Genomic DNA, 19,466 nt, shown 5'->3' with positions numbered 1-19,466 from the left:
ACCCGAACCGCATACCCCCGGGGGGTATACGGTGTGTCGGTTCTCAAGCAGCTTGTCAGTGGGCTTCCAGTCCACCAGTACTTTGTCACCTGCCTGTCAGGCGTCAATTGTCACGAGATTGGCAGAATCCTAGCCACTGACAGCCGGTGACAATGAGGGGTGACGCAGAGTGGCCGCGTCTTTGCGACGGTCGCCCTTGTCGAAGCCGCCACCTGGACCGGGTTGCTCGTCGGCATGTTTCCTCAAATATGTCACTAGGACGACCGAGGTCGGCGTGAAGATCTTCGGGACGCTTCATGGCGTCGCCTTCCTCGCCGTGACGATCGTCGCCGCGGTCGTTCTGCGCTGGAAGTGTTGGATCGCTCTCCAGGCCGTCCTCGCGGCGATCCCGCCGCTGGTGTCCATCCCGCTAGAGCGCTGGCTCGCCCGCCACGACCACCTCGCCCGTTACCAACCGTGAGCGGCCGGCAATTGCCGCCGGTCCCACGGCGGCCTGAACTGCTCGCCGATCATCATCGATACGCTTGACGATCCACACGCGGCCGCCGGCATGGCCGGACACCGCGTCACACGTATCTTCCGCGAGCTGGGTCATGTCGTGCGCGAAGGCTTCCGCTGCGCCGAGACACCATTCGGCTGGATGCGGCAGAACACGGCAGGGCTAACCCGAATGGTCGGGCGCCGATCGGCGCTACGGAAACTGGCCGTTTGCGTGCGCTTATCGGCTGTGATGCCTATCACTCCGGCTCCTATGGTCTTTGTACGGCTACTGAGCAGGTCCGATTCAGATCGTGATCGTCGTTTGTCGCCGGGCCAATCGTCTAGATCCCGCGGTGTTCGCTGGGAACGACAAGGAGTATTTCATGACCAAGATCCCTACTGCTCGCGGTGACGAGATCGACTCCAGTGACCTAGGTTTCACGCTCGTCACTGAGTGTGTGATTGGGCCTCGAACGGCTGAGGTCGAGGCCAATTGGCCGCAGATGGGCTTCGCTTCCATTGCACGGGAGGAGCGCATCTCCGAAGCCGCGAAGCAGCTCGAGCACGCCAAATCTGCTGGCATCGACACGATCAGTGACCGCGTGATCCCCGGCGCCGGGCGTGATGTTCGATTGCTCAAGGAGATCGCGCAGAGGACCAGCGTCAATATCATCGTGCCTACCGGGTGGTACACGTGGACCGATGCCCCGCATCCATTCATGCTCATGGACATGCTGCCCGAGACAGCAGCAACGACATGGCCGTCCCTGGCTGACTTGTTCGTGAAAGACATCGAGGAAGGGATTCTCGACACTGGTGTGCGGGCAGGCACCATCAAGATCACCAGTGATCACCATGGCTTGATGGACGGTGTGAAGTTGGTGATGCGCCATGCTGCAGAAGCCCACCGTCGCACTGGCGTGCCCATCGTGACCCACACTGGTATCGGGCTGGGAATCCGCGTGGCCCAGGACCAGCAGGACTACCTCGAACAGCTCGACGTCGATGTCAGTCGTGTGAAATTCGGTCACGTCGACTGGACGGATCCGTCGGTTGAACTCGAGGAGTTCGAGGCCGTCGCGAAGAAGGGCTCGTTCCTGTCGTTCGACACTTCCGCGCTCGATTACCAATGGCCCGAGGACTACCGCAATGCGATCCAGAAGACGCGCGTCGAGCGCATTACTGGACTGATCGATCGTGGCTATCTCGAACAGATCCTCATTTCGCAGGATGACTCCACGTTCCATGATCTGGGCCCCATGCCGGAGCGGCAGCACCCGACGTACACAACCGTGCTGCGCCGCATCATTCCCCAGCTGCAGGAGGCCGGGGTGACCGATGACCAGATCCACCAGATTACGGTCGCGAATCCCCGCCGACTGTTCGAGACGCGGGACCGCGGTACGTACTGACTCCCAGCCTGCGGGCTTACCACCAGCCCGCTGTGCTCCACCCCACTCGACCGACCTGCAGGGTGCGGGTGAGCTGACGCTGGTCGTTCCCTGAGCGAGCGACTCGGCTCCGGCCCACCCGTACCCTGCCGGATTCGCCGAATTTGCAGGAGAAACCAGATGTATTCAGATCCACGCTCGCACACGGTCGACGGGTTGCTGCGCCGGACTGCATCGCGAAGCCCGGACGGCGAGGCGATCGAGTTCGAGGGTCAGGTGTGGACCTACCAGGAGTTTGACCGCGCCGTTGATGTTGTCACCTCACGCCTGCATCGGCTCGGTCTGAACCGGGGCGACCGAGTCGCGGCGTTCGGCGGCAACTCCGCGTTCTACGTCATGCTGTATCTGGCGTGCTCGCGGGCGGGAGTGGTGCATGTCCCTATCAACAACGCACTGACCGGCAGGGAACTCGAGTACTTGATCACCGATTCCGGTGCGGCAGCCATTGTCGCCGATCCGGATCTCACACCGCTCGTACGCTCTGTCATCGCCGATCGCGCCCTACAGGTGTTGGAATTCTCAGATCGCGAAAACGGGATACTGGACACCGAGGAACTTCAGCGCGGCTCAGCACCGCAGTGGCAGAGCCCCGCCTCCCCCGGTGATCTGGTCCAGCTGCTGTACACCTCGGGAACGACCTCACGTCCAAAAGGGGCGATGATGTCCCACCAGGCGCTGATCAGCGAGTACATCTCCACGATCACTGCGCTGGACTTCACCGAGCAGGATCGCCCGCTGGTGTGCATGCCGTTGTATCACTCGGCCGGGATGCATATCTTCACGGTCCCGTACCTGATGCTCGGAACGACAATCCGACTCCTCCGGAAGCCGGATATCGAGCTGATCCTCCGTCGCATCGAAGAGGATCAGATCACCTCCCTGTTCCTGGCGCCGACCGTGTGGGTGCCGCTCTCCCAGCACCCTGATCTTTCGCGCCGGGATCTCGGCGCACTGCGAAAGGCGCAGTACGGCGCATCGATCATGCCCACACCAGTGCTAGCGAAACTGCGGCGGGCACTGCCGAACGCTGGCTTCTACAACTGCTTCGGCCAAAGCGAGATCGGCCCGCTGGCCTCCGTGCTGCGTCCTGAGGAACACGACGCCCGGCCAGCATCGTGCGGACGATCGGTCCTGTTCGTCACCACTCGGGTCGTCGACGACTCCGGGAACGACGTCCAACCCGGGGAGCCCGGGGAGGTGCTCTACCAGTCGCCGCAGTTGTGCTTGGGCTACTGGAACAACCCTGAAGCCACCGAGCGAGCTTTCCGCGACGGATGGTTCCACTCCGGCGACCTGGTCACCAAAGATGCCGACGGGTACATCACTGTCGTCGATCGCCTCTCGGACGTCATCAACTCCGGCGGCGTGATGATTGCACCCCGCGAGGTCGAGGAGGCCCTCTACGAGCACCCCGCGGTCGCCGAGGTTGCGGTCGTTGGAATACCCGATGACCGCTGGATCGAAGCGGTCACCGCCTTCGTCGTGGTCCGGGACGACCAGCAGGTCAGCGACACCGAACTCACCGGGCACGCGAAGACCCTGCTGGCGCCGTTCAAGGTGCCCAAGTCGATCCACTTCGTCAATGCCCTACCCAGGAACCAGAGCGGGAAACTCCTCAAACGAGAACTCCGCGACCCCGTCTCTCCCACTACCTGAAGCGACCCACCGCCACACCTCTACTCGACTGCGCGCTACGAGGCGCAGTCGGGTGAGGCGTCCTGCGAAAAGGAAGAACGCCGTGACCACAGTAGCCATCGCCGGAGCCGGCCCCGTCGGGCTCATGCTCGCCCGGGAACTGCAGATGCAGGGAGTGCGCACAGTCGTGCTGGAAGCAGCAGCTGAACGCTCTCCCTATTCCAAGGCCCTCGGCATCCACGCCCGGACGATCGAGATCCTCACCATGCGCGGATTGGCCGACGACATGCTCGCTGGCGGCATCAGGCTGCCCCGGCACCACTACGCCATGCTGCCGAACAGCATCGACTACTCCAAACTGCCGAGCCCATACGCATTCGTGCTGGCCTACCCGCAGGTCGGCACCGAGAACACGCTCGAATCCGCAGCCCTTTCGGCCGGCGCGGAACTGCGTCGTGAGCACCGAGTCATCTCAGCCAGTCAGTCCGCCGATGAGGTGACGCTGGAGGTCGATGGCCCCGACGGGCACTACACCGAACAGGTCGAGTACCTGGTCGGCTGTGATGGCGGCCGAAGTGTGGTCCGCGAATCGGCCGGCATCGACTTTCCCGGCTCAGAGGTCACCTTTTGGTCCTTCCTCGGCGAGGTCTACCTCGACTCTCCGCCCGAGCGCGGCTTCGTTCGCCACGGTGAACACGGCGCCATCTTCGTCGCACCGGTTCCCGGTGGCTTCTATCGAGTGTCAGGCATCGACCTTGCCCGCCAAGATCCACAGGGCCCGCTCGAATTCGACGAGTTCCGAGAGACGGTGATCCGGACGGCCGGAGACGATTTCGGCATGCGTGACCCCGTCTGGTTGACCCGGTTCGGGGACGCGTCGCGGCTCGCGTCGCAGTACCGAAACGGGCGGGTTTTCGTGGCCGGCGACTCAGCGCACATTCACTACCCCGCTGGCGGAGTCGGACTCAACATCGGCCTGCAGGACGCGCTGAACCTTGGCTGGCGGCTCGGTCACGTCATCAACGGAACGGCCGACGAAGACCTCCTCGAGGGCTATCACGCAGATCGCCACCCTGTCGGGCAAGCACTGATGACCACCAGTCAGGCTCAGACCGCAGTAATCAAAGCCTTCGCCCCGGGCGATCAAGGTCTACGCACACTGACTAACGACCTCATTGGCTCGGTGACAGAGATGAACTACGAACTCGCCCTACGCTTGTCGGGGCTGGCAGTGCGCTACCTGGCGCCCGAGGGTTCTCTTCCCATCGTTGGCACCCGCGCTCCCGACGTGCAGCTCACCAGTCCTGCCGGACAGAGCCTCTTCGATCAGCTCGATCGTCCCCGCTTTGTGCTGCTTCATCGCGACGACCTCACACTCGAAGGTCTCGAGGATGTGCACACGGTAGCCGCTGATGCAGACGCAATCGATACAGCCGGCTGGACGGCAGTCACCGCGGCGCTCGTCCGCCCCGACGGCTACGTCGCCTGGGCCACTCACACCCAAGACTCCACCTGTGCGGGCGCCGAAGCAGCCGACGCGCTTTCTCATACACTGCGGCCGTCGGCGGCGCACGCGATAACGGCACCGGTCACGTGACCACGGGCCGGAAAAAGCGGCCGGCCCTCTAACCGAACTAAGCACACTCATCCACTACACGCGGTTCGCATTCTGCGGACCAATCCGTGGCAAGCCGCCACGGCAACGAAAGGAATCCCATGATCGGGGTTATCGGTTCCACAGGTCAGGTCGGCGCACCATTGATGGAGGTATTGACCGCGGCTAATGTCCCGGTGAAGGCCCTCGCGCACAGTCCCGAATCGGCACAGAAACTGAGCGGCGACAACGTGCAGGTCGTAATTGGCGACGTTCGTAACGACGAGGACGTCCGTGACTTCATGCAGGGAGTCACCAGCTTGTTCATGTTGACCCCGCCGGCCGAAGATCAGGTCGAAGTTCAGAACAAACTCGTCGACGCAGCCGTAGAGTCCGGTGTCGACAGCATTGTGAAGCTGTCGGTCTACACGGCCGCAGACGACTCGCCCTGCGGATTCAGCCGCTGGCACGTCGTCAACGACCGCTACATCGCCGCCAGCGGGCTGGACTACACCATCCTGCACCCACATTCGTTCATGCAGAGCATGGCCGTGCAGTTCGCCGGTCGCATCCGAGCGAACGGGATCATGGAGGCCGCCGTGCGGCCTGACGCCGGAATCACCATGATTGATGTTCGCGACGTCGGCGCAGTTGCCGCCCAGGTCCTGCTCGAGAACAACCACCAGAACGAGACCATCCTCATCACCGGTCCCGAGGAAGTCACCTACTCGGGGTGCGCCGCCCAGGTGGCCGAGGCGCTCGACACAAGCATTGAGTATCGCAAGGTCTCAGTTGATGAAGCGCGCGCCAATTTCGTTGCTGACGGCGTTCCCGGATGGGTCGCCGACTCATTGGTCGGACTGCATTTCATGTACGACACCGGCCTGTTGAACCCTCGCATTGATACGGTGCGACGCTTCACCGGACGACCGGCGCGAACCTTCTCCGACTACCTCGCCGACAATCTCGCCGACTGGCGTTGATACCAGCCTCTGGCGTGGCTGCCCCAGCGCAGCCACGCCAGAGCACCCAGTACATTCACCACCGTCGACCGCCCTGCGGTCACCAGCGCAGAACAGAGACATCTTGATGCCCACAACCGACGTCGTCGTCATCGGTGCAGGCCACCAGGGCCTTGTCGCTGCCATCACGCTCGCCGATGCGGGTTTGAAGGTCGTTGTGGTGGAGGCGGCTGACGAGATCGGCGGCGCGGTCCGCAGCAGTGAACTAGTGCGCCCCGGTCTCGTGCACGACCGCTACGCCATGAACATGAACCTCTTCCTCGGTTCACCGTTTTATGCCACTTACGGTGATGAGCTGTCCTCGGCCGGTCTCGAGTTCTCACACTGTCGCCACGCGTATGCCTCGGCGTTTCCCAACGCACCCAGTATCCGGATCTCCGACGACGCCGACGAGAACCAGCGCATGTGGGAGGAGCACGATCCAGGGGATGCCAAGGGCTGGCGTCGCCTGAGCGAGGTATTCGCCGACGTTGCCAGCAGTTACGGCCCGCTATCCAGCAACGTCTTCCCGTCGCGCAGCACCGCGTCAGTGATCCGTTCGGTGCTCTTCAAACGGCAGCACACCAGCGTGTCCGAACTCCTGCAGGTCATGACCTCCACTACCCGCTCGCTGGGCGAGAGATACTTCGCATCTCCAGAGGCCCGATCAATGGCCGCAGCATGGGGCATGCACGTCGATTTCGCTCCCGATGTCGCGGCCGGGGCGATCTTCCCACTGCTGGAGATGTACGCCGATGCCGAACACGGAATGAATGTAGTCAAAGGAGGGGCTTCCAACCTTCCCCGTGCGCTGGCCGCAATGCTCTCCACCCGCGGTGTGCCTATCCACACCGGCAAGGCCGTGGAGTCGATCCAAGTGGCAAGCGGGCGTGTCCAGGGTGTTCGACTCGCAGACGGGGAACACATCACCGCCCGTCACGGCATCCTGTCCACTGCCACGCTGCCGGCCGTGGTCCACCGCCTGCTCCGCAACCAGCCGGTGCCTTCCTCGATGGCTCTCGCCGCCGACAACTTCCGCTTTGGGCCCGGGACCTTCATGCTTCACCTTGCACTCTCGGGTCCGATTCCATGGCAAGACAGTCGTCTCGCGGACTCGGCCTACGTGCATCTTGGGCCCTACGTCGACGACATGGCCCGCACCTACCAACAGGCCCTCGCCGGGGTTCTTCCTGACGAACCGCTGTTAGTGGTCGGACAAACAAGTACCGTCGACCCGAGCCGCAACACCAGCGAGGACGATCGGCTTCACGCGGTGTGGATTCAAGTCCGGATGGTCCCCGCTGAGATCACCGGTGACGCGAATCCGCACGGCGCCGGTGGCGACCTCACCGGCCGGTCGTGGGACGAAGCGACCGAGCCGTTCGTCCAGCGAATCCTGGAGAAACTCGAACGTTACGCTCCCGGAGTCACTGAGTCAGTCATCGGACATGCGGCGGAGAGCCCTAGCGACCTGCAATCCGGCAACGCCAACCTCCACGGCGGGGACTCGGTCTCGGGCAGCCATCACCTCGACCAGTTCATCGGCATGCGGCCCTCGATGTCACTGTCGCGCTACCGCACGCCAATAGACGGGCTCTACCTCGCCGGCGCATCGACGTGGCCAGGTGCAGGGGTCAACGCGGTATCTGGCCAGCGCTCGGCGGAACAACTAGTCCGAGGCACTACCCTCCCCCGCCGGAAACGGCTGCCGCGGTGACACCCCGGGCAGTCCCGCGGCCTGCCCGTTTAACAAAGGGAGGCCAGTCACCTGATGGCGGCGACACCCGCGACTACACTGATGCGTGATACTCATCACTCCAATCAAGGGTGACGCGCACCATGAATGCCCATCTGACCTCGACGGCCGACAACACCCCCACACCGACCGAAGTGACAGTCACCACAAGCGATCCTGCGGAGTTGTCCACCCGGCTCAGCCAGGTCTACCCAGACGCGCGGGTCGACTCACCGCCGCTGAACAGGGTCGTTGATGTCCGGTTCCAAGAGCATCAGCTTCCTGGACTGTGGTTCGCTAACTTCTCCATCTCGACCGCGTCCATGCTCCTGCCAGAGAACCCCTTCTACAGCGTCTTAATCTCCACGACCGGCCAGGTTGTCTCGCGACTCGGCGGCCGGGAGATCGCCACCGAGGGCCACCAGTGCGTGGTCGTCTCTGCGGGGGAAGACGCGGCCGTCGACTACTTCAGTGACACTAGTGCGACGTCCCTGCGGTTTGCCCCACAGCTGGTCCATGACGAGATCGCACAAACCCTCGGGCGGACAGTGCTCAAACCGATTCGGTTCGACCCCCACCCCCCAGTCGGCACCTTTCGCGCGTTGGAATCGATAATGACCCTGCTCCGCATGGAACTTGGACAGGCCAGCGTCCTGGAGCGCGCGCGAACTGCACACCACCTCAGTCGAATGGCCGTCAGCAGTCTGATCCATTCCATCCCGAGCAACTACACAGAAGCGCTCGCTGCGCCATCTGGCTTCACCGGCCCCCGACCGATCCGCGCGGCCGTCGAGGCACTGGAGGAGAATCCGCTCGAGTACGCATCCGTCTCCGATCTCGCCCGCGAAGTGGCGTTGAGCGTCCGTGCACTCCAAGACGGGTTCACCCGCCATGTCGGCACAACGCCAATGCGATACCGACACCGGGTCCGCCTGGAGCGAGCCCGCCACGAACTCATCCAGTCCTCCCCACATGACACAACCGCTACGGCCGTCGCCGCTCGCTGGGGGTTCTACAACTACGGGAGATTCTCTGCGGACTACCGCCGCCAGTTCGGCGCCACCCCACACGAGAACCTCCGCGCCGGGGAGACTCACAACGGCACCTGAGTCGGCTCATTGTCGGATCGCGTTTCTGTCCACGAGCAGAGGATCGCTGTCGCGTTGGACGATCCTCAACAGCGACTCCGACCCGGCTATCTGGAGCCCACGACGGTCGAAGCTCTCTGACCTACCATATGGTCGGTAGGGTGGTGGCATGGCCACGAAACCGGAGATTCTTGATGATGCGATCGAAGTGCTGCGCCGTGGTGAGCCGTTCGCGATCGATGCTGTTGCGCGCGAGGCTGGCCTGACGAAGCCAGGGGTAGTGCACCACTTTGAAACTAAGGAGGCATTGGTGCTGGCGGTGGTGGACCGGATCGCAGATCGGTGGTTGACAGTGCTGCGCAAGCAGGCAGGAGAGGACAGCAGCCCAGCCGAAAGATTGCGAGCCTACGTGGAGCACGCGGTGACGGGAGAGTTCGACCAGAGCGACCTTGCGCTGCTGGTCGACGTCCGACTGAGGGAAATGCTGGCAGCCCAGTGGACGCAACGCATGGACCCGTGGTTCGGGACCGAGATCACAGGGACACCCCGGCAGCGTGGTGCGCTGCGGGCCGCCAGGCTCCTGGCTGACGGGGCGTGGTTCAACAAAGGACTTGGCATTCAGGCGGTTCGCGGGGATGAGGAAGACGCAGTGTATTCGGCTGCGATGAGATTGCTGGACGAAGGTGGGGCAAAGTGAGCCGACAAGCGAAGGGGTGGCTGTTGCTGGTCGGCGCGATCCTATTGGAGGTCGCGGGATCGCTGTCACTGAAGGCCGCGCTTAATGCGCCTGCTCTCTATGCGGTCGTCGTGATCGGCTATGTGGGGGCGTTCGTGTTCCTGGCTCTGGTACTGCGCACAGGAATGGCCCTTGGTGTCGCCTACGGTATTTGGGGCGCATCCGGGGTCGCGTTGACGGCATTGTTGTCGATGGTGTTTTTCAATGAGCCGCTGACCACGCTGATGAGTATCGGCACCGTCGTCGTAATCGGTGGAGTGCTGTGTGTGGAACTCGGCGCCCAGATGGGACACAAGAACAAGAAGGGCGAGGTGGCCCGATGACCTGGCTCTTTCTCATCGCCGCCATCGCATTTGAGGTGTTCGGCACTATCTCACTGCGCATCGCTGTGGACAAAAAGCTCTGGTACGCGGGCGTGGCCGTCGGGTACTTACTGGCGTTCACGATGCTGTCGTTGGCGTTGGCCGCCGGCATGGCTCTCGGTGTCGCCTACGGAATTTGGGCCGCCTCTGGGGTGGCGTTGACGGCGATCATCAGCCGTTTCCTGTTCAGGGAGCCCCTTACCTGGTTGATGGGGCTCGGCGTCATCCTCATTGTCGGCGGCGTACTCCTAATTGAGCTCGGCGCCGCTTACTGAGCACCCAGGCACACAGCGGACGGTCCACCAAGTGGTCCGCGACCGCGACGCCGCGAGCGACTGCCGTTCCTCGGTGCCAGAGAGCGATGATCACTGCGTGCGGTAGGCACTTTTGCCATGGCCAATTCCTCCTATGCGGTGTTTCACCGTCTGCATAATCAGGAATAGCTTCTTCTGACCGAACTCGGCTCCTCTTAAACCCGCAGGCCAGTGCGCTGCATCTCACGTTAGGATCCCTGGAGATGCGCGTCACAGCCAAATTCCGCGGCGCTCCGGCCACTTTCCGCCGAAGACCGACCCGATGCACGAAATCGACCGCGGGAACGCCGCCGGTGCCCGATCATTGAACACAGAACTCCTGCACTTGACGATCAGCAATCGAACACGCGTCGGGCACGAGCGGTTGAACGGTACCCATCACATGTCGAGTGCTCAGCCCGCCTGATTCAACAGGCGCTCCGACGTCGCCAAGGAGAGTCAGCCCGAGGTTGCAACACGCAGCCTGGAGCCAGCGGAACGAGTGGAAGCGAGAGCACAGATCATGGAACCTTTTGACGCAGTTGTGATCGGATCTGGCGTAAATGGCCTCGTCGCGGCCGCCGAGCTCGGTTTGGCTGGCTGGCGTGTAGCGATCATTGAACGCAATGAGAATCTAGGTGGATTCATTGCCTCAGGCGAACGAACGCTGCCCGGATATGAACATGACATCTATTCTTCTTGGCATCCGCTTTTCGTCTCCGGCGGCGCCTACGCCGCAATCGGCGACAAACTCCATGCGCACGGACTCGAGTATCGAAACACCGACGCTGCCCTCACTGGGAGCGTCGCCCGCGACCTTACCTCGGTCGCTTATCGAGACCCCCAGCGCACGGCCGAAGGGTTCGCCGAAGCCCACGACCAAGATGCGTACGTGGCGATGCTGGATGAGATGGGGGCACGCTCAGGCACAGTGTTCGGGGCCCTCGGGTCAGACCTGCGATCGAAGAAGACCCTTGCGAAGCTGGGTTTCGATGCACTGCGCAAGCAGAAACTCGACGGTGTTGAAATGCTCGCCCGCGACGCACTGACCAGCGGGCGGTCATTCACAAGGGCACGGTTCAACGGTACCGAAGCGGACCAAATCTGGGCGCCATGGCTACTGCACGCCGGGATGTCGCCCGACAACGCTTCCGGCGGGATGATGATCCCGGTCCTCGCCGCCACGATGCACGGATTTGGTCTGCCCATCGTGGCTGGCGGCGCAGGAAACTTCGTGGCCGCCTTCGAGAGCCTGTTCGCCGAGCTCGGAGTAACGGTGATGACCGGCAGAACTGCTGAATCCATCACCGTGGCCGACCAGCAGGCTACCGGAGTCGTTACCGACAAAGGGCTAGTTGTACTGTCCACGCAGGTTGTGTACGCGGTCTGCGGGTGAGGCGCCTCTTAGCGCGGTGTGGCCGCGGTGGAAATTGTAGTGGTGCAGGAAGGCCGGTAGACGTGCCGCGCGGTCGGCTTCGCAGGAATAGGGTTCGGCGTAGGCCCATTCCTCGAGCATCGTGCGGTTGTAGCGCTCGACTTTGCCGTTGGTCTGCGGCCGGTACGGGCGAGTGCGCTTGTGCGTGACCTCGGTTCCGAGGGCGTCGGCGAAGGCATGGGAGCGGTAGCAGCTGCCGTTGTCGGTCAGGACCCGGCGCACGGTGATACCGGCATCGGCGAAGAAGGCCTCGGCCCGCTTCCAGAACTCGGCCGCGGTCTCCTTGCGCTCATCTTCCAGCAGCTCGCTATAAGCCAGCCTCGAGTGGTCATCGACAGCGTTGTGGATGTACCAGTAGCCCATTCGACGCTTGCTGTTGCGCTTTCCCTTGGCTCTGCCGAGGACCTTGTGACCACCGCCATCGGGGATGCGGCCGAGCTTCTTGATGTCCACGTGCACCAGATCGCCCGGTGCCTCGTGCTCGTAGCGGCGCACCTGCCGCTTGCCGGCACGCACCGGGGCGCCGGTGGCCGGGTCGGTGAACGACAGGCGCAGACAGCCGTAGCGGGACAGGATCTTGTGCACGGTCGAGGGCTGCATGCCCAGGTGGTAGGCAATCCGGGCCGGCCCCCACCGGCGGGACACGCGCAGGCCGATCACCCGCCGCTCCCGCCGCCGCGGTGTCCGGCCCGGGCTGTGGTGGGGCCGGCTGGAGCGATCGACCATGCCGTCCTTGCCGTACTCGCGATACCGGTTGACCCACTTGCGCACGGTGCCCACCGAGACGTTGAACCGCTCGGCAGCACGGACACGGGTCCAGCCGTCCTCGACGACACACCGGGCCAGACGCAGCCTGCCCGTCGGAGTCAGCGGGGCGTTACCGTGGGACATGAAGACCTCCGTTGTGAGTGTGGTTGCTTTGTCGCTTTCACACCTCACACGGAGGTCTTCCTTATGTCAGCCCGCCATGCCGACCAGTGACACAACGTCCGTGGTCAGTACAGCTAGTGAGCGCACGTCACGCTGTACTCGCCAGCGTCACACCGCAAGCACTGTACGGGACGCTGCTCAGTGACGTCCCACCGAGAATCCAGCGAGAAGCACAGCAGTACCGGTACGGTCGGGCGGCCATCCAAATTCATGTCGCCCTGGACCGGCCCCTGAAGTTCGCGGACGAACGACTTTCCGACGTTCCACTCGTTCACGTCAGCGATGGCTCGGCGAGCACCGGAATCGCATGCGCGCAAGCTGACGCCGGCCTCCTTCCCACCGAACCGACAATCGTTGTCGGCCGCCAGCAGATCCTGGATCCGGACCGTGTGCCCGAAGGCAAAGGTGCCCTCTGGCTTCAACTGCAGGAAGCACCCTGGCAACCGCGTGGCGACGCCGGAGGAACCATCGATGTCGACGGCACCTGGTCACAAGAAACGACCGCAGCCTATGTTGACCGCGTCCTGAACAGGCTCGAGGAGCACGCGCCAGGCTTGACCTCTACCATCCTCAAAATCGACACCATCACTCCACCGGAGCTGGCCGCAGCTAACCCCAATGCCGTCAAGGGCGACCCGTACAGCGGTTCGTCGGAGCTGGACCAGAACCTCCTATGGCGACCACTGCCGCACGCCTCGCACCAGACGCACGTGCCCCGAGTCTGGCACGTCGGTGCCTCCACGCACCCCGGCGCCGGACTCAACGGCGGGTCTGGACACCTTGTAGCCCAGATTCTCATCAAGAAGAACCTCAGCGGCGTCAAGAAATAGCCAGGGCCGCCGTGCCCTTTCTCCGTAGGCGCGGCGCGTATCCGTCTACCGATCCTGAAAAGGGAATGGATTGGCGGCTCGTCAAGAAGATTGAGGGCATCGCGCGGTCAGGGGAAGACAGATCCGACTCTTGCGTCGAACTCAACAGGTCGCTAGCTCGATCGGGGACGCTACATCCGCGCCGTATTGCTTGCCAGACTTGCAGCCACCACTGACAAACTCGTGGCACGCTGCTGACACCGGTTTGGCAAACTGACAAACTGTTTGGCAACCGACACGGTGGCGGCCCGACGGCATCTCGGGAAGGGTCAGCAGCGTGATGGATAATAAACATTATCCATCAAAGGGGCAGGACTAGCAGCGGCAACGTCGCTTCGGTGTGCCATCCTGGCTGCCGACAAGATTGTCAGCGTGCCCGTCCGGTGTCAGTGCCGTGCCGTCATTCTGGCAGGCTTCCAGCGTAGCTGGCGGTGTCGGTGGCTGCCGCCGACTCGCGCCGGGCGCTCGCGCGAGGTGAACCGCTGGGCTCCCCATCGCGTACGAGTACTATTTCTTTATGGGAAGATCCGCTCAGGACATCGGTAGAGGCATGGGAAAGACGGCGCGCGAGATGAATGCGCTTCTTTTCGAGCACGGATACCTGGACGGAGGGCCCGGCGACTACGGCTTGACCGACAAGGGCAAGCAGTTCGGTTCAGAGACCTACTACGAGCGTGGAACCGGCGGCTACCAGTCTTACAACCGCGCCTGGACCGTCCGAACGTGGGACGAGAGCATCGCCGAGGCCCTCAACGCCGACATCGCAGCTTCCGCCTCCGATGCCGGTTCAAGTGGCGAACCTGTCGAGCTGATCGACGTCGAGGGTGAGTTCGAGGGTCAGGCGGAGATGCCGCCGCACTCCCGCTCCTGGGCCCCGGTCGCGCTCGGGGTGACGGCGCTAGTCCTCGTCGGTGGAGCCGCCGTTGCGACCAGGCCGCGCGTGCGCCGCTGGGCAGAAGAAGAAGCTAAGCCCCGTGCCCAGCGGGCCTGGCGAGTACTGACTCGACGCGGCGAGATCGAAGCCCCCACTGCCGACTCCGACCCTGTCTCTGACGGGGTTGTTGAACCGGTCGACACGCTGATGAGCGACGTGCCGGCCTCCGAACTGGAGTAGTGCGAGAGCGGCGACGAGCCCCCAGCAGAAGCGGCAGCACGTCCAGTCCCCACGCTGACCTGCCCTAACGTCACGGTGACGGAACGGGCGTGCTGCCCGCGTGTGTCACTGGTCCCGCAGGCACGAGTTCACTATCTGCGCCTCATCGTCGACCGGGGTCATCCGCAGCGTCTCTCGACCGTCTGGCAACCGCGACATCTGCCGCGCATCCGATGACAGGGAGAACAGCTTGCCGGTGTGGTCGGCTGCGAAGATCGCTGCGACCGCCTGGATCGCGCGATCGTCCCGCTGAATCGTCACCCCGATCGCCTGCACCCCATCGTCACGCTCGTGCGAGTACGCGCGCGCCACCCGCATGCGTGGATCCCGCAGCTCCTGCTCGATAGCGGCCATCACGGTGTCACTGACTTCGCCGCAGCCGCGGGGCGCGGGGAGCTCAAACGACGGGGTCACCATCGGGCGCTGCTCGGGCTCCTCAGTGATGGAGTGAACGGTGTCGACAGCGCACCGGCCCAGGGTGAACAGCAGAATGAAACTGAGCACGACGATCACGAACAGAGGCATCACAAACGGTGCCAGCTGCCGCTGACCGTCCTCATTGACCGTGGTCACTCGGTCCAGCAGGGACGACCCAGCATTCCGGCCGGCGCTCATCACTCCTCCGCGCTGGCGCCGGCGAGCGACTCCTCGAGCCTGGTGAGACGATTGCGTGGCCGCATCGGATCACGCTCTGCTCGCCATTGGTGCAACGCAGTCTTGTAGAGCTCCTGGTCCTCGTTGTCTCCCAACACCGCGCGGGCGGCGTCGATGCCGGCAATGCGGGTGGCCTGCTGGTCGCTGGTCTGGACGATGGTCACGGCGCTGCGCCGGGAGTGCACAGCGATGGCCACTGCGATCGCGGCGCACGCTGCTGCGGCGATCCACCCGGCGATCGTGGGGATGCTTCCAGCGCTGGTGGTGGTCGCGATGCTCAGGGCCATCACGGTCAGCAGGATGGTGAAGGTGGGGATGGAGTCGCGGCGGGTGGACCAGCGGGACGCGGCCACAGCGTGGGCGGCCCGCCAGGTGCCTTCGTCGGTGCCGGCGAGGCTCTTGACGTACTTCTGGGGGACCTTGAGATTGCGGGGCCGGCGCTTTTCCGTCCGCGGTGAACCGTCGACCACGACATCACCGTCGGGTGCGATCAGCACAGCGGCGGGGCGCCGGGCGTCGGCGATGGTCAGCGCGGCACGGCCAGCGGTGTCGAGCCACCACTCGGCCGCGGCTTTGCGGCTGGTCAGCAGCGACGGCTGGTCAGCGGAGGCAGTAGGCATTTCTCTCCCAGGTCGTGGTGGTCACGGCAGGTGGCGTCGGACTGGATCATGCACGGCCAGAACCGGACTGCGGTCTAGGGCGGCCTGCAGGGTCTCGTCGCGGGTAGGGCGCACTCCCCTGCGGTGTAGGTCAGCGCGTCGTTCCTCAGCCAGGGCGCCGCGGCGCCACGCGCGCTGCTGGGTGGACAGCCACGCGCCGAGACGGTTTCCAGACGGGGTGACGTACTTGGCGGGGACGATGACATCGCCGTGTTCGGCGAGGTACGCGTCCAGCTCTCCCAGCATCTCGGACCAGCGGTGCGCCGAGCGTAGGTTTCGTCCGAGTCTGCGGTCCTCGTCGCCGCTCCAGGTGAAGCCGAGCTCGTCGAGCTCGTGCACCCTGCCGGCGGTTAGTGTTCCGGCCCGGCGGGCGGCGCGCATCCTGCGGACCCAGGTCCCCAGTGCGAACCCGCTGTCGGTGACGAACCCCGCGGGCACACCGCGGCCGGGGTTGGCCGCCCGCCAGCTCGCGTACTGCAGTACCGCGTACGCGTGCTCGAGCGGGGGCTGCTCGTCGTCGCTCATGCGCTTATCGTCTCAGCGGGTCATGCCGGGCGGCTTCGGTCAGAAGCCGGGGGGCGTGTGGAACAGCCGGCGCATGAACCCGTGCAGGGCCCGGCTGGTCATGTCGGCGTCAGCAGCCGCGTTGTGGCCGTTGACGTAGTCGACGCCGTTGGCTTGGCAGAAGTCAGCGTTGGTGGAGCCGACGGTGCCGTGGTCGAACCGCTGCCGCAGGCGCATCGTGTCGATGATGCGAGGGGTGGGGATGCCGTGGGAGCGGATCCACGACTTCTCGAAGCTCGCGTTGTGCGCCACCAGCGTGGTCTTGGGGTCGGCCAGCAGTGTCGCGAGCCGCTTGCGCTGCACGGACTGGTCGAACGGGGTGTGGCCATCGACCATGGCCGGGGTGATGCCGTGGACGCTGGTGGCGCCGGTGCCCTGGCTGTCTCGGATGCGGGGGTCGATGCCGTGCAGGGAGTCGATCCGCTCGACGACTTTGCCGCGGCCGTCGGTGACGACCACACCAGTCTGGATGATCTGCCCCTTGCTGGCGGAGCGCGAGTTGGTTTCGAAGTCGACGGTGACGTAGCGGCGGTCGGGATCGGTGGCCGGGTCGTAGCTCGCGTACAGGTCCCGCACCGCATGATCGGGGTTCTTGCCCGCGTAGACGGCGTCCTGGATCAGGGATGCGGCCTTCTCCTGGCTGATGCCGCGGTAGGCGGCCAGGTCGCGTGCGGTGGTCGCGTTCTTTTCCATAGACGAGGCGGTGCCGGGGTTCTTCACCCAGGAGAAGGTGCCCTTGTTGGGGCGCGGCCCGGGCGGGTCCTGGCGTTCGGCTTCCCACCGCTTCCAGGTGGAGGCCAGCTTCTCCTGGTGCTCGGCGATTGGCTTGCCGCCCTCGACGATCGGTTCGTCCACGCTGATCCGGTAGTAGCGGGTCTCGCGGTCGTCGATGCGCGCAGCGATCACCCCGTACTTGAGGCCGGTGGTGTGCAGGTACTGAGCCAGCTGGGCCCGGTATCCGGGGGGCGGCCCGTCTGCCCACTGGGCGGCGTCGGAGCCGGTCTTGCTCTCGAAGATCCCGTCGACGGTGTCACCGCCGTCGCTGGACAGCACCGCGTCGACGTTGACGACGGAGTACGGCACGTCGTCGTTGCGCCAGGTGGCCTTGGCGCTCATCACCGTCAGGTCCGGGTGGTCGTCGGCGAATTGCCGAACGATGACCGGTTCCCAGGCGTGCCCGCGGCCCAGCGGGCCACTGGCGGACTGCAGCGAGATCGCCTGCGCCTCGAGTTCGGCGTCGCTGATCTCGGTCAGCTTGGAGTTCTTGATGTCGGTGGTGCTGCGCCCGTGGTGGTCGATGCCCAGGATCGGCCCGACATCTGATCCGCCGATCCCTGACTGACGAGCCTCGAGCCACTCCCGCGTTCCGGGTTCGTAGTGGCCTTGCTTGTAGCAGTTCCCCAGCTGCTCGCCTTCCCATTCGGGGACCGGGTTGCGGCGACCGAGCTCGGCTGCCGCCTGGGCGGTGACGTCCTTGTACTCCTCGACCGGGGCGTTGGCTTCCAGGTAGGCGCAGTGCGCGTCGTAGGCGTCGGTTCGGGCCTGCGCCAGCTTGTGCAGGGCGTCGGGGTCGTCGTCGCCGGCGGCGGACATGGCGTCCGCGTAGGCCTTCGCGGTGGCATCCCGATGCTCACGGGCGGCATCGCGGACGGCGAGGAGTTCGGTGTACTCGTCAGCGCTGACGCGGTCGTCGATGTGTTGGCGTAGCTCGTCGTCGCTCAGGTGCGCCAGTGCGCTGCCAGGGGCGGCGTTGTGGGCGGCGACGGCGTCAGCGGCAGCGTGTGCCTCGCGCAGGGCGATGTCAGCGGCGGTGACGTCTTCGATCGTCGCGGCCAGCTTCTGGGTGGCCTGGGTGTGGTCGCCGTCGAGGAGGCCACTGTTGATCAGTGCGAGTTCGGCTTCGAGCTCGAGTTTGCGGTCGATGAGCTGTTGGACGCGCTGGGTTGCCATGACGACGGTGTCGCCGGGCTCTTTCGGGCAGGAGCGTGGCCCGCCGGGTTCGTGCTGGGATCGACACATGGGGTGCCTCGATTGGTCGCGTGCAGTCAGATTCCGATGTGCAGAACCCTAAGGGGTGAACGTGCCGGGGAACCTCGGATGGGGCTCGAAATCGCTCGTCGTGGACCGCTTCCGGTGACTGTTGCTACTTGGCCAGGGAGGCGCGAACCGAGGCCAGCAGGTCGGCGCCGAAGAAGCGGGCGAGCTGCTCGGTGCCCTTGGCGTCGTCCAGGCGGCAGGCCAGGACATCGCGCAGCGTCAGATCGTTGCCTTGCCGCAGTTCCACCGGGACACGAAGCCGGGACCGCAGCCTCACCATCTGCATTTCGCCGTCTGCGTTGACATCGCCCGTAGGTACAGGCCGTGACAACGCCACTGTGAAGAACGACGGCTTCTCGAGGTCTTCGGGAGGAACTCGGTATGTGCCCAGTACGTCGGCGGAGACCATCAGTCGGTTCAACCGCGGTACGTCCCCGAGCGGACAGGCGAACAGGTGCCCGTCCCCGCTGCGGTGCCCCCACCGTTTCGTGCGTTCGGAGTACTCCTTGGCCGCGGCGGTCTCCGCGCGGGCGTGCAGACGCAGGAGCTGCTTGAGCTCCTTGGGCGGGGTGTTCGGATTGATGGAGGCACGCTCGATGGCCCTCCAGGACATCGCCAACCCGTCGGTGGTCGACCGGTAGATGGCCTGGCTCTGCTCGAGGTGCTCCTCGGCGCGTTCCAGCTCGACGGTGTTGGCAGCGAGTTGGGCCATCAGTTCAGCGCGCCTCGTCATGAGCTTTTCGCGATCCATCCGGTCCCCCTTTCGTAGTGCCGTCGACAGGCTGCACTG

18 protein-coding genes and 1 pseudogene are annotated in these 19,466 nt (G+C 64.4%); 13 read left to right on the top strand and 6 right to left on the bottom strand.

Translation table 11 applies throughout. The annotated features are described in order from the left end of the window. Positions 1-159 precede the first annotated feature (159 nt). The 11 genes and pseudogenes from C3V38_RS16950 to C3V38_RS16900 all read left to right on the top strand — a co-directional run bounded on the left by C3V38_RS16950 (position 160) and on the right by C3V38_RS16900 (position 11,771). Positions 160-460, top strand: a pseudogene (locus tag C3V38_RS16950) (DUF3817 domain-containing protein). Positions 461-863: 403 nt separating this feature from the next. Next, on the top strand, positions 864-1,892 hold the full coding sequence (locus tag C3V38_RS16945; RefSeq protein WP_017836053.1) for a phosphotriesterase: 1,029 nt from the start codon (positions 864-866) through the stop codon (positions 1,890-1,892). Between the two features lie 159 nt (positions 1,893-2,051). Further along, positions 2,052-3,587 carry a fatty acyl-CoA synthetase gene (locus C3V38_RS16940; RefSeq protein WP_061917310.1) on the top strand — a complete coding sequence of 512 codons (1,536 nt, stop codon included), beginning with the start codon at positions 2,052-2,054 and terminating at the stop codon, positions 3,585-3,587. An 82-nt stretch (positions 3,588-3,669) separates the two neighbouring features. Then, a complete protein-coding gene (locus C3V38_RS16935; RefSeq protein WP_017835255.1) occupies positions 3,670-5,163 on the top strand; it encodes an FAD-dependent monooxygenase in 1,494 nt (497 codons plus the stop codon). Positions 5,164-5,249: 86 nt separating this feature from the next. Next, positions 5,250-6,143: an NmrA family NAD(P)-binding protein gene (locus C3V38_RS16930; RefSeq protein ID WP_129591243.1), complete on the top strand. Its 894-nt coding sequence runs from the start codon at positions 5,250-5,252 to the stop codon at positions 6,141-6,143. Positions 6,144-6,249: 106 nt separating this feature from the next. Further along, positions 6,250-7,878: an NAD(P)/FAD-dependent oxidoreductase gene (locus C3V38_RS16925; RefSeq protein ID WP_017835253.1), complete on the top strand. Its 1,629-nt coding sequence runs from the start codon at positions 6,250-6,252 to the stop codon at positions 7,876-7,878. Between the two features lie 122 nt (positions 7,879-8,000). Then, entirely contained in the window at positions 8,001-9,005 is a 1,005-nt protein-coding gene (locus C3V38_RS16920; RefSeq protein WP_017835252.1) for an AraC family transcriptional regulator, read from the top strand. A 148-nt stretch (positions 9,006-9,153) separates the two neighbouring features. Further along, positions 9,154-9,681 carry a TetR/AcrR family transcriptional regulator gene (locus C3V38_RS16915; RefSeq protein WP_061917301.1) on the top strand — a complete coding sequence of 176 codons (528 nt, stop codon included), beginning with the start codon at positions 9,154-9,156 and terminating at the stop codon, positions 9,679-9,681. Next, on the top strand, positions 9,678-10,043 hold the full coding sequence (locus C3V38_RS16910; protein WP_017835250.1) for a multidrug efflux SMR transporter: 366 nt from the start codon (positions 9,678-9,680) through the stop codon (positions 10,041-10,043). Before C3V38_RS16915 ends, C3V38_RS16910 begins: the two co-directional genes overlap by 4 nt. Further along, positions 10,040-10,357 (top strand): multidrug efflux SMR transporter, encoded by a 318-nt coding sequence (locus tag C3V38_RS16905; RefSeq protein ID WP_017835249.1) that lies wholly within the window; start codon positions 10,040-10,042, stop codon positions 10,355-10,357. Before C3V38_RS16910 ends, C3V38_RS16905 begins: the two co-directional genes overlap by 4 nt. A 541-nt stretch (positions 10,358-10,898) precedes the next feature. Further along, the gene (locus tag C3V38_RS16900; RefSeq protein ID WP_106386863.1) at positions 10,899-11,771 is read left to right on the top strand and encodes an NAD(P)/FAD-dependent oxidoreductase; all 873 of its coding nucleotides are present in this window, start codon (positions 10,899-10,901) and stop codon (positions 11,769-11,771) included. On the opposite strand, the gene C3V38_RS16895 is transcribed toward C3V38_RS16900, so the two are convergent. Next, on the bottom strand, positions 11,727-12,701 hold the full coding sequence (locus C3V38_RS16895; RefSeq protein WP_106386862.1) for an IS481 family transposase: 975 nt from the start codon (positions 12,699-12,701) through the stop codon (positions 11,727-11,729). The two genes, C3V38_RS16900 and C3V38_RS16895, sit on opposite strands and share 45 nt — an antisense overlap. Positions 12,702-12,817: 116 nt before the next feature. Between C3V38_RS16895 and C3V38_RS17455 the strand changes: the two genes are divergently transcribed. Together C3V38_RS17455 and C3V38_RS16885 are read left to right on the top strand one after the other, a co-directional pair. Then, positions 12,818-13,570 (top strand): NAD(P)/FAD-dependent oxidoreductase, encoded by a 753-nt coding sequence (locus tag C3V38_RS17455; protein WP_129591242.1) that lies wholly within the window; start codon positions 12,818-12,820, stop codon positions 13,568-13,570. 556 nt (positions 13,571-14,126) lie between these two features. Beyond that, on the top strand, positions 14,127-14,723 hold the full coding sequence (locus C3V38_RS16885; RefSeq protein WP_129591241.1) for a hypothetical protein: 597 nt from the start codon (positions 14,127-14,129) through the stop codon (positions 14,721-14,723). A gap of 105 nt (positions 14,724-14,828) precedes the next feature. Here the strand turns inward: C3V38_RS16885 and C3V38_RS16880 are convergent, their stop codons facing one another. The 5 genes from C3V38_RS16880 to C3V38_RS16860 all read right to left on the bottom strand — a co-directional run bounded on the left by C3V38_RS16880 (position 14,829) and on the right by C3V38_RS16860 (position 19,427). Then, complete coding sequence (locus tag C3V38_RS16880; protein ID WP_129591240.1) at positions 14,829-15,335, bottom strand: hypothetical protein; 507 nt, start codon at positions 15,333-15,335, stop codon at positions 14,829-14,831. A 41-nt stretch (positions 15,336-15,376) separates the two neighbouring features. Then, positions 15,377-16,036, bottom strand: a complete 660-nt coding sequence (locus C3V38_RS16875; RefSeq protein WP_106386858.1) for a hypothetical protein — start codon at positions 16,034-16,036, stop codon at positions 15,377-15,379. A 21-nt stretch (positions 16,037-16,057) separates the two neighbouring features. Continuing rightward, on the bottom strand, positions 16,058-16,600 hold the full coding sequence (locus C3V38_RS16870; protein ID WP_106386857.1) for a helicase associated domain-containing protein: 543 nt from the start codon (positions 16,598-16,600) through the stop codon (positions 16,058-16,060). Positions 16,601-16,639: 39 nt separating this feature from the next. Next, entirely contained in the window at positions 16,640-18,589 is a 1,950-nt protein-coding gene (locus tag C3V38_RS16865; RefSeq protein ID WP_106386856.1) for a YqaJ viral recombinase family protein, read from the bottom strand. A gap of 193 nt (positions 18,590-18,782) precedes the next feature. Further along, on the bottom strand, positions 18,783-19,427 hold the full coding sequence (locus tag C3V38_RS16860; protein WP_106386855.1) for a hypothetical protein: 645 nt from the start codon (positions 19,425-19,427) through the stop codon (positions 18,783-18,785). Between the last annotated feature and the right edge of the window lie 39 nt (positions 19,428-19,466).

The sequence above is a fragment of the Dietzia sp. oral taxon 368 genome (genome assembly GCF_002999155.1).
GTDB lineage: Bacteria > Actinomycetota > Actinomycetes > Mycobacteriales > Mycobacteriaceae > Dietzia > Dietzia cinnamea.
This window is presented reverse-complemented; position numbering and strand designations above follow the sequence as displayed.

Bases quoted from the DNA above. Each gene is read 5' to 3' on its own strand.
- C3V38_RS16945 (WP_017836053.1), top strand. From the start codon at position 864: ATGACCAAGATCCCTACTGCTCGCGGTGACGAGATCGACTCCAGTGAC.
- C3V38_RS16940 (WP_061917310.1), top strand. From the start codon at position 2,052: ATGTATTCAGATCCACGCTCGCACACGGTCGACGGGTTGCTGCGCCGG.
- C3V38_RS16925 (WP_017835253.1), top strand. From the start codon at position 6,250: ATGCCCACAACCGACGTCGTCGTCATCGGTGCAGGCCACCAGGGCCTT.
- C3V38_RS16920 (WP_017835252.1), top strand. From the start codon at position 8,001: ATGAATGCCCATCTGACCTCGACGGCCGACAACACCCCCACACCGACC.
- C3V38_RS16915 (WP_061917301.1), top strand. From the start codon at position 9,154: ATGGCCACGAAACCGGAGATTCTTGATGATGCGATCGAAGTGCTGCGC.
- C3V38_RS16905 (WP_017835249.1), top strand. From the start codon at position 10,040: ATGACCTGGCTCTTTCTCATCGCCGCCATCGCATTTGAGGTGTTCGGC.
- C3V38_RS16900 (WP_106386863.1), top strand. From the start codon at position 10,899: ATGGAACCTTTTGACGCAGTTGTGATCGGATCTGGCGTAAATGGCCTC.
- C3V38_RS16895 (WP_106386862.1), bottom strand. From the start codon at position 12,701: ATGTCCCACGGTAACGCCCCGCTGACTCCGACGGGCAGGCTGCGTCTG.
- C3V38_RS16885 (WP_129591241.1), top strand. From the start codon at position 14,127: ATGGGAAGATCCGCTCAGGACATCGGTAGAGGCATGGGAAAGACGGCG.
- C3V38_RS16875 (WP_106386858.1), bottom strand. From the start codon at position 16,036: ATGCCTACTGCCTCCGCTGACCAGCCGTCGCTGCTGACCAGCCGCAAA.
- C3V38_RS16870 (WP_106386857.1), bottom strand. From the start codon at position 16,600: ATGAGCGACGACGAGCAGCCCCCGCTCGAGCACGCGTACGCGGTACTG.
- C3V38_RS16865 (WP_106386856.1), bottom strand. From the start codon at position 18,589: ATGGCAACCCAGCGCGTCCAACAGCTCATCGACCGCAAACTCGAGCTC.
- C3V38_RS16860 (WP_106386855.1), bottom strand. From the start codon at position 19,427: ATGGATCGCGAAAAGCTCATGACGAGGCGCGCTGAACTGATGGCCCAA.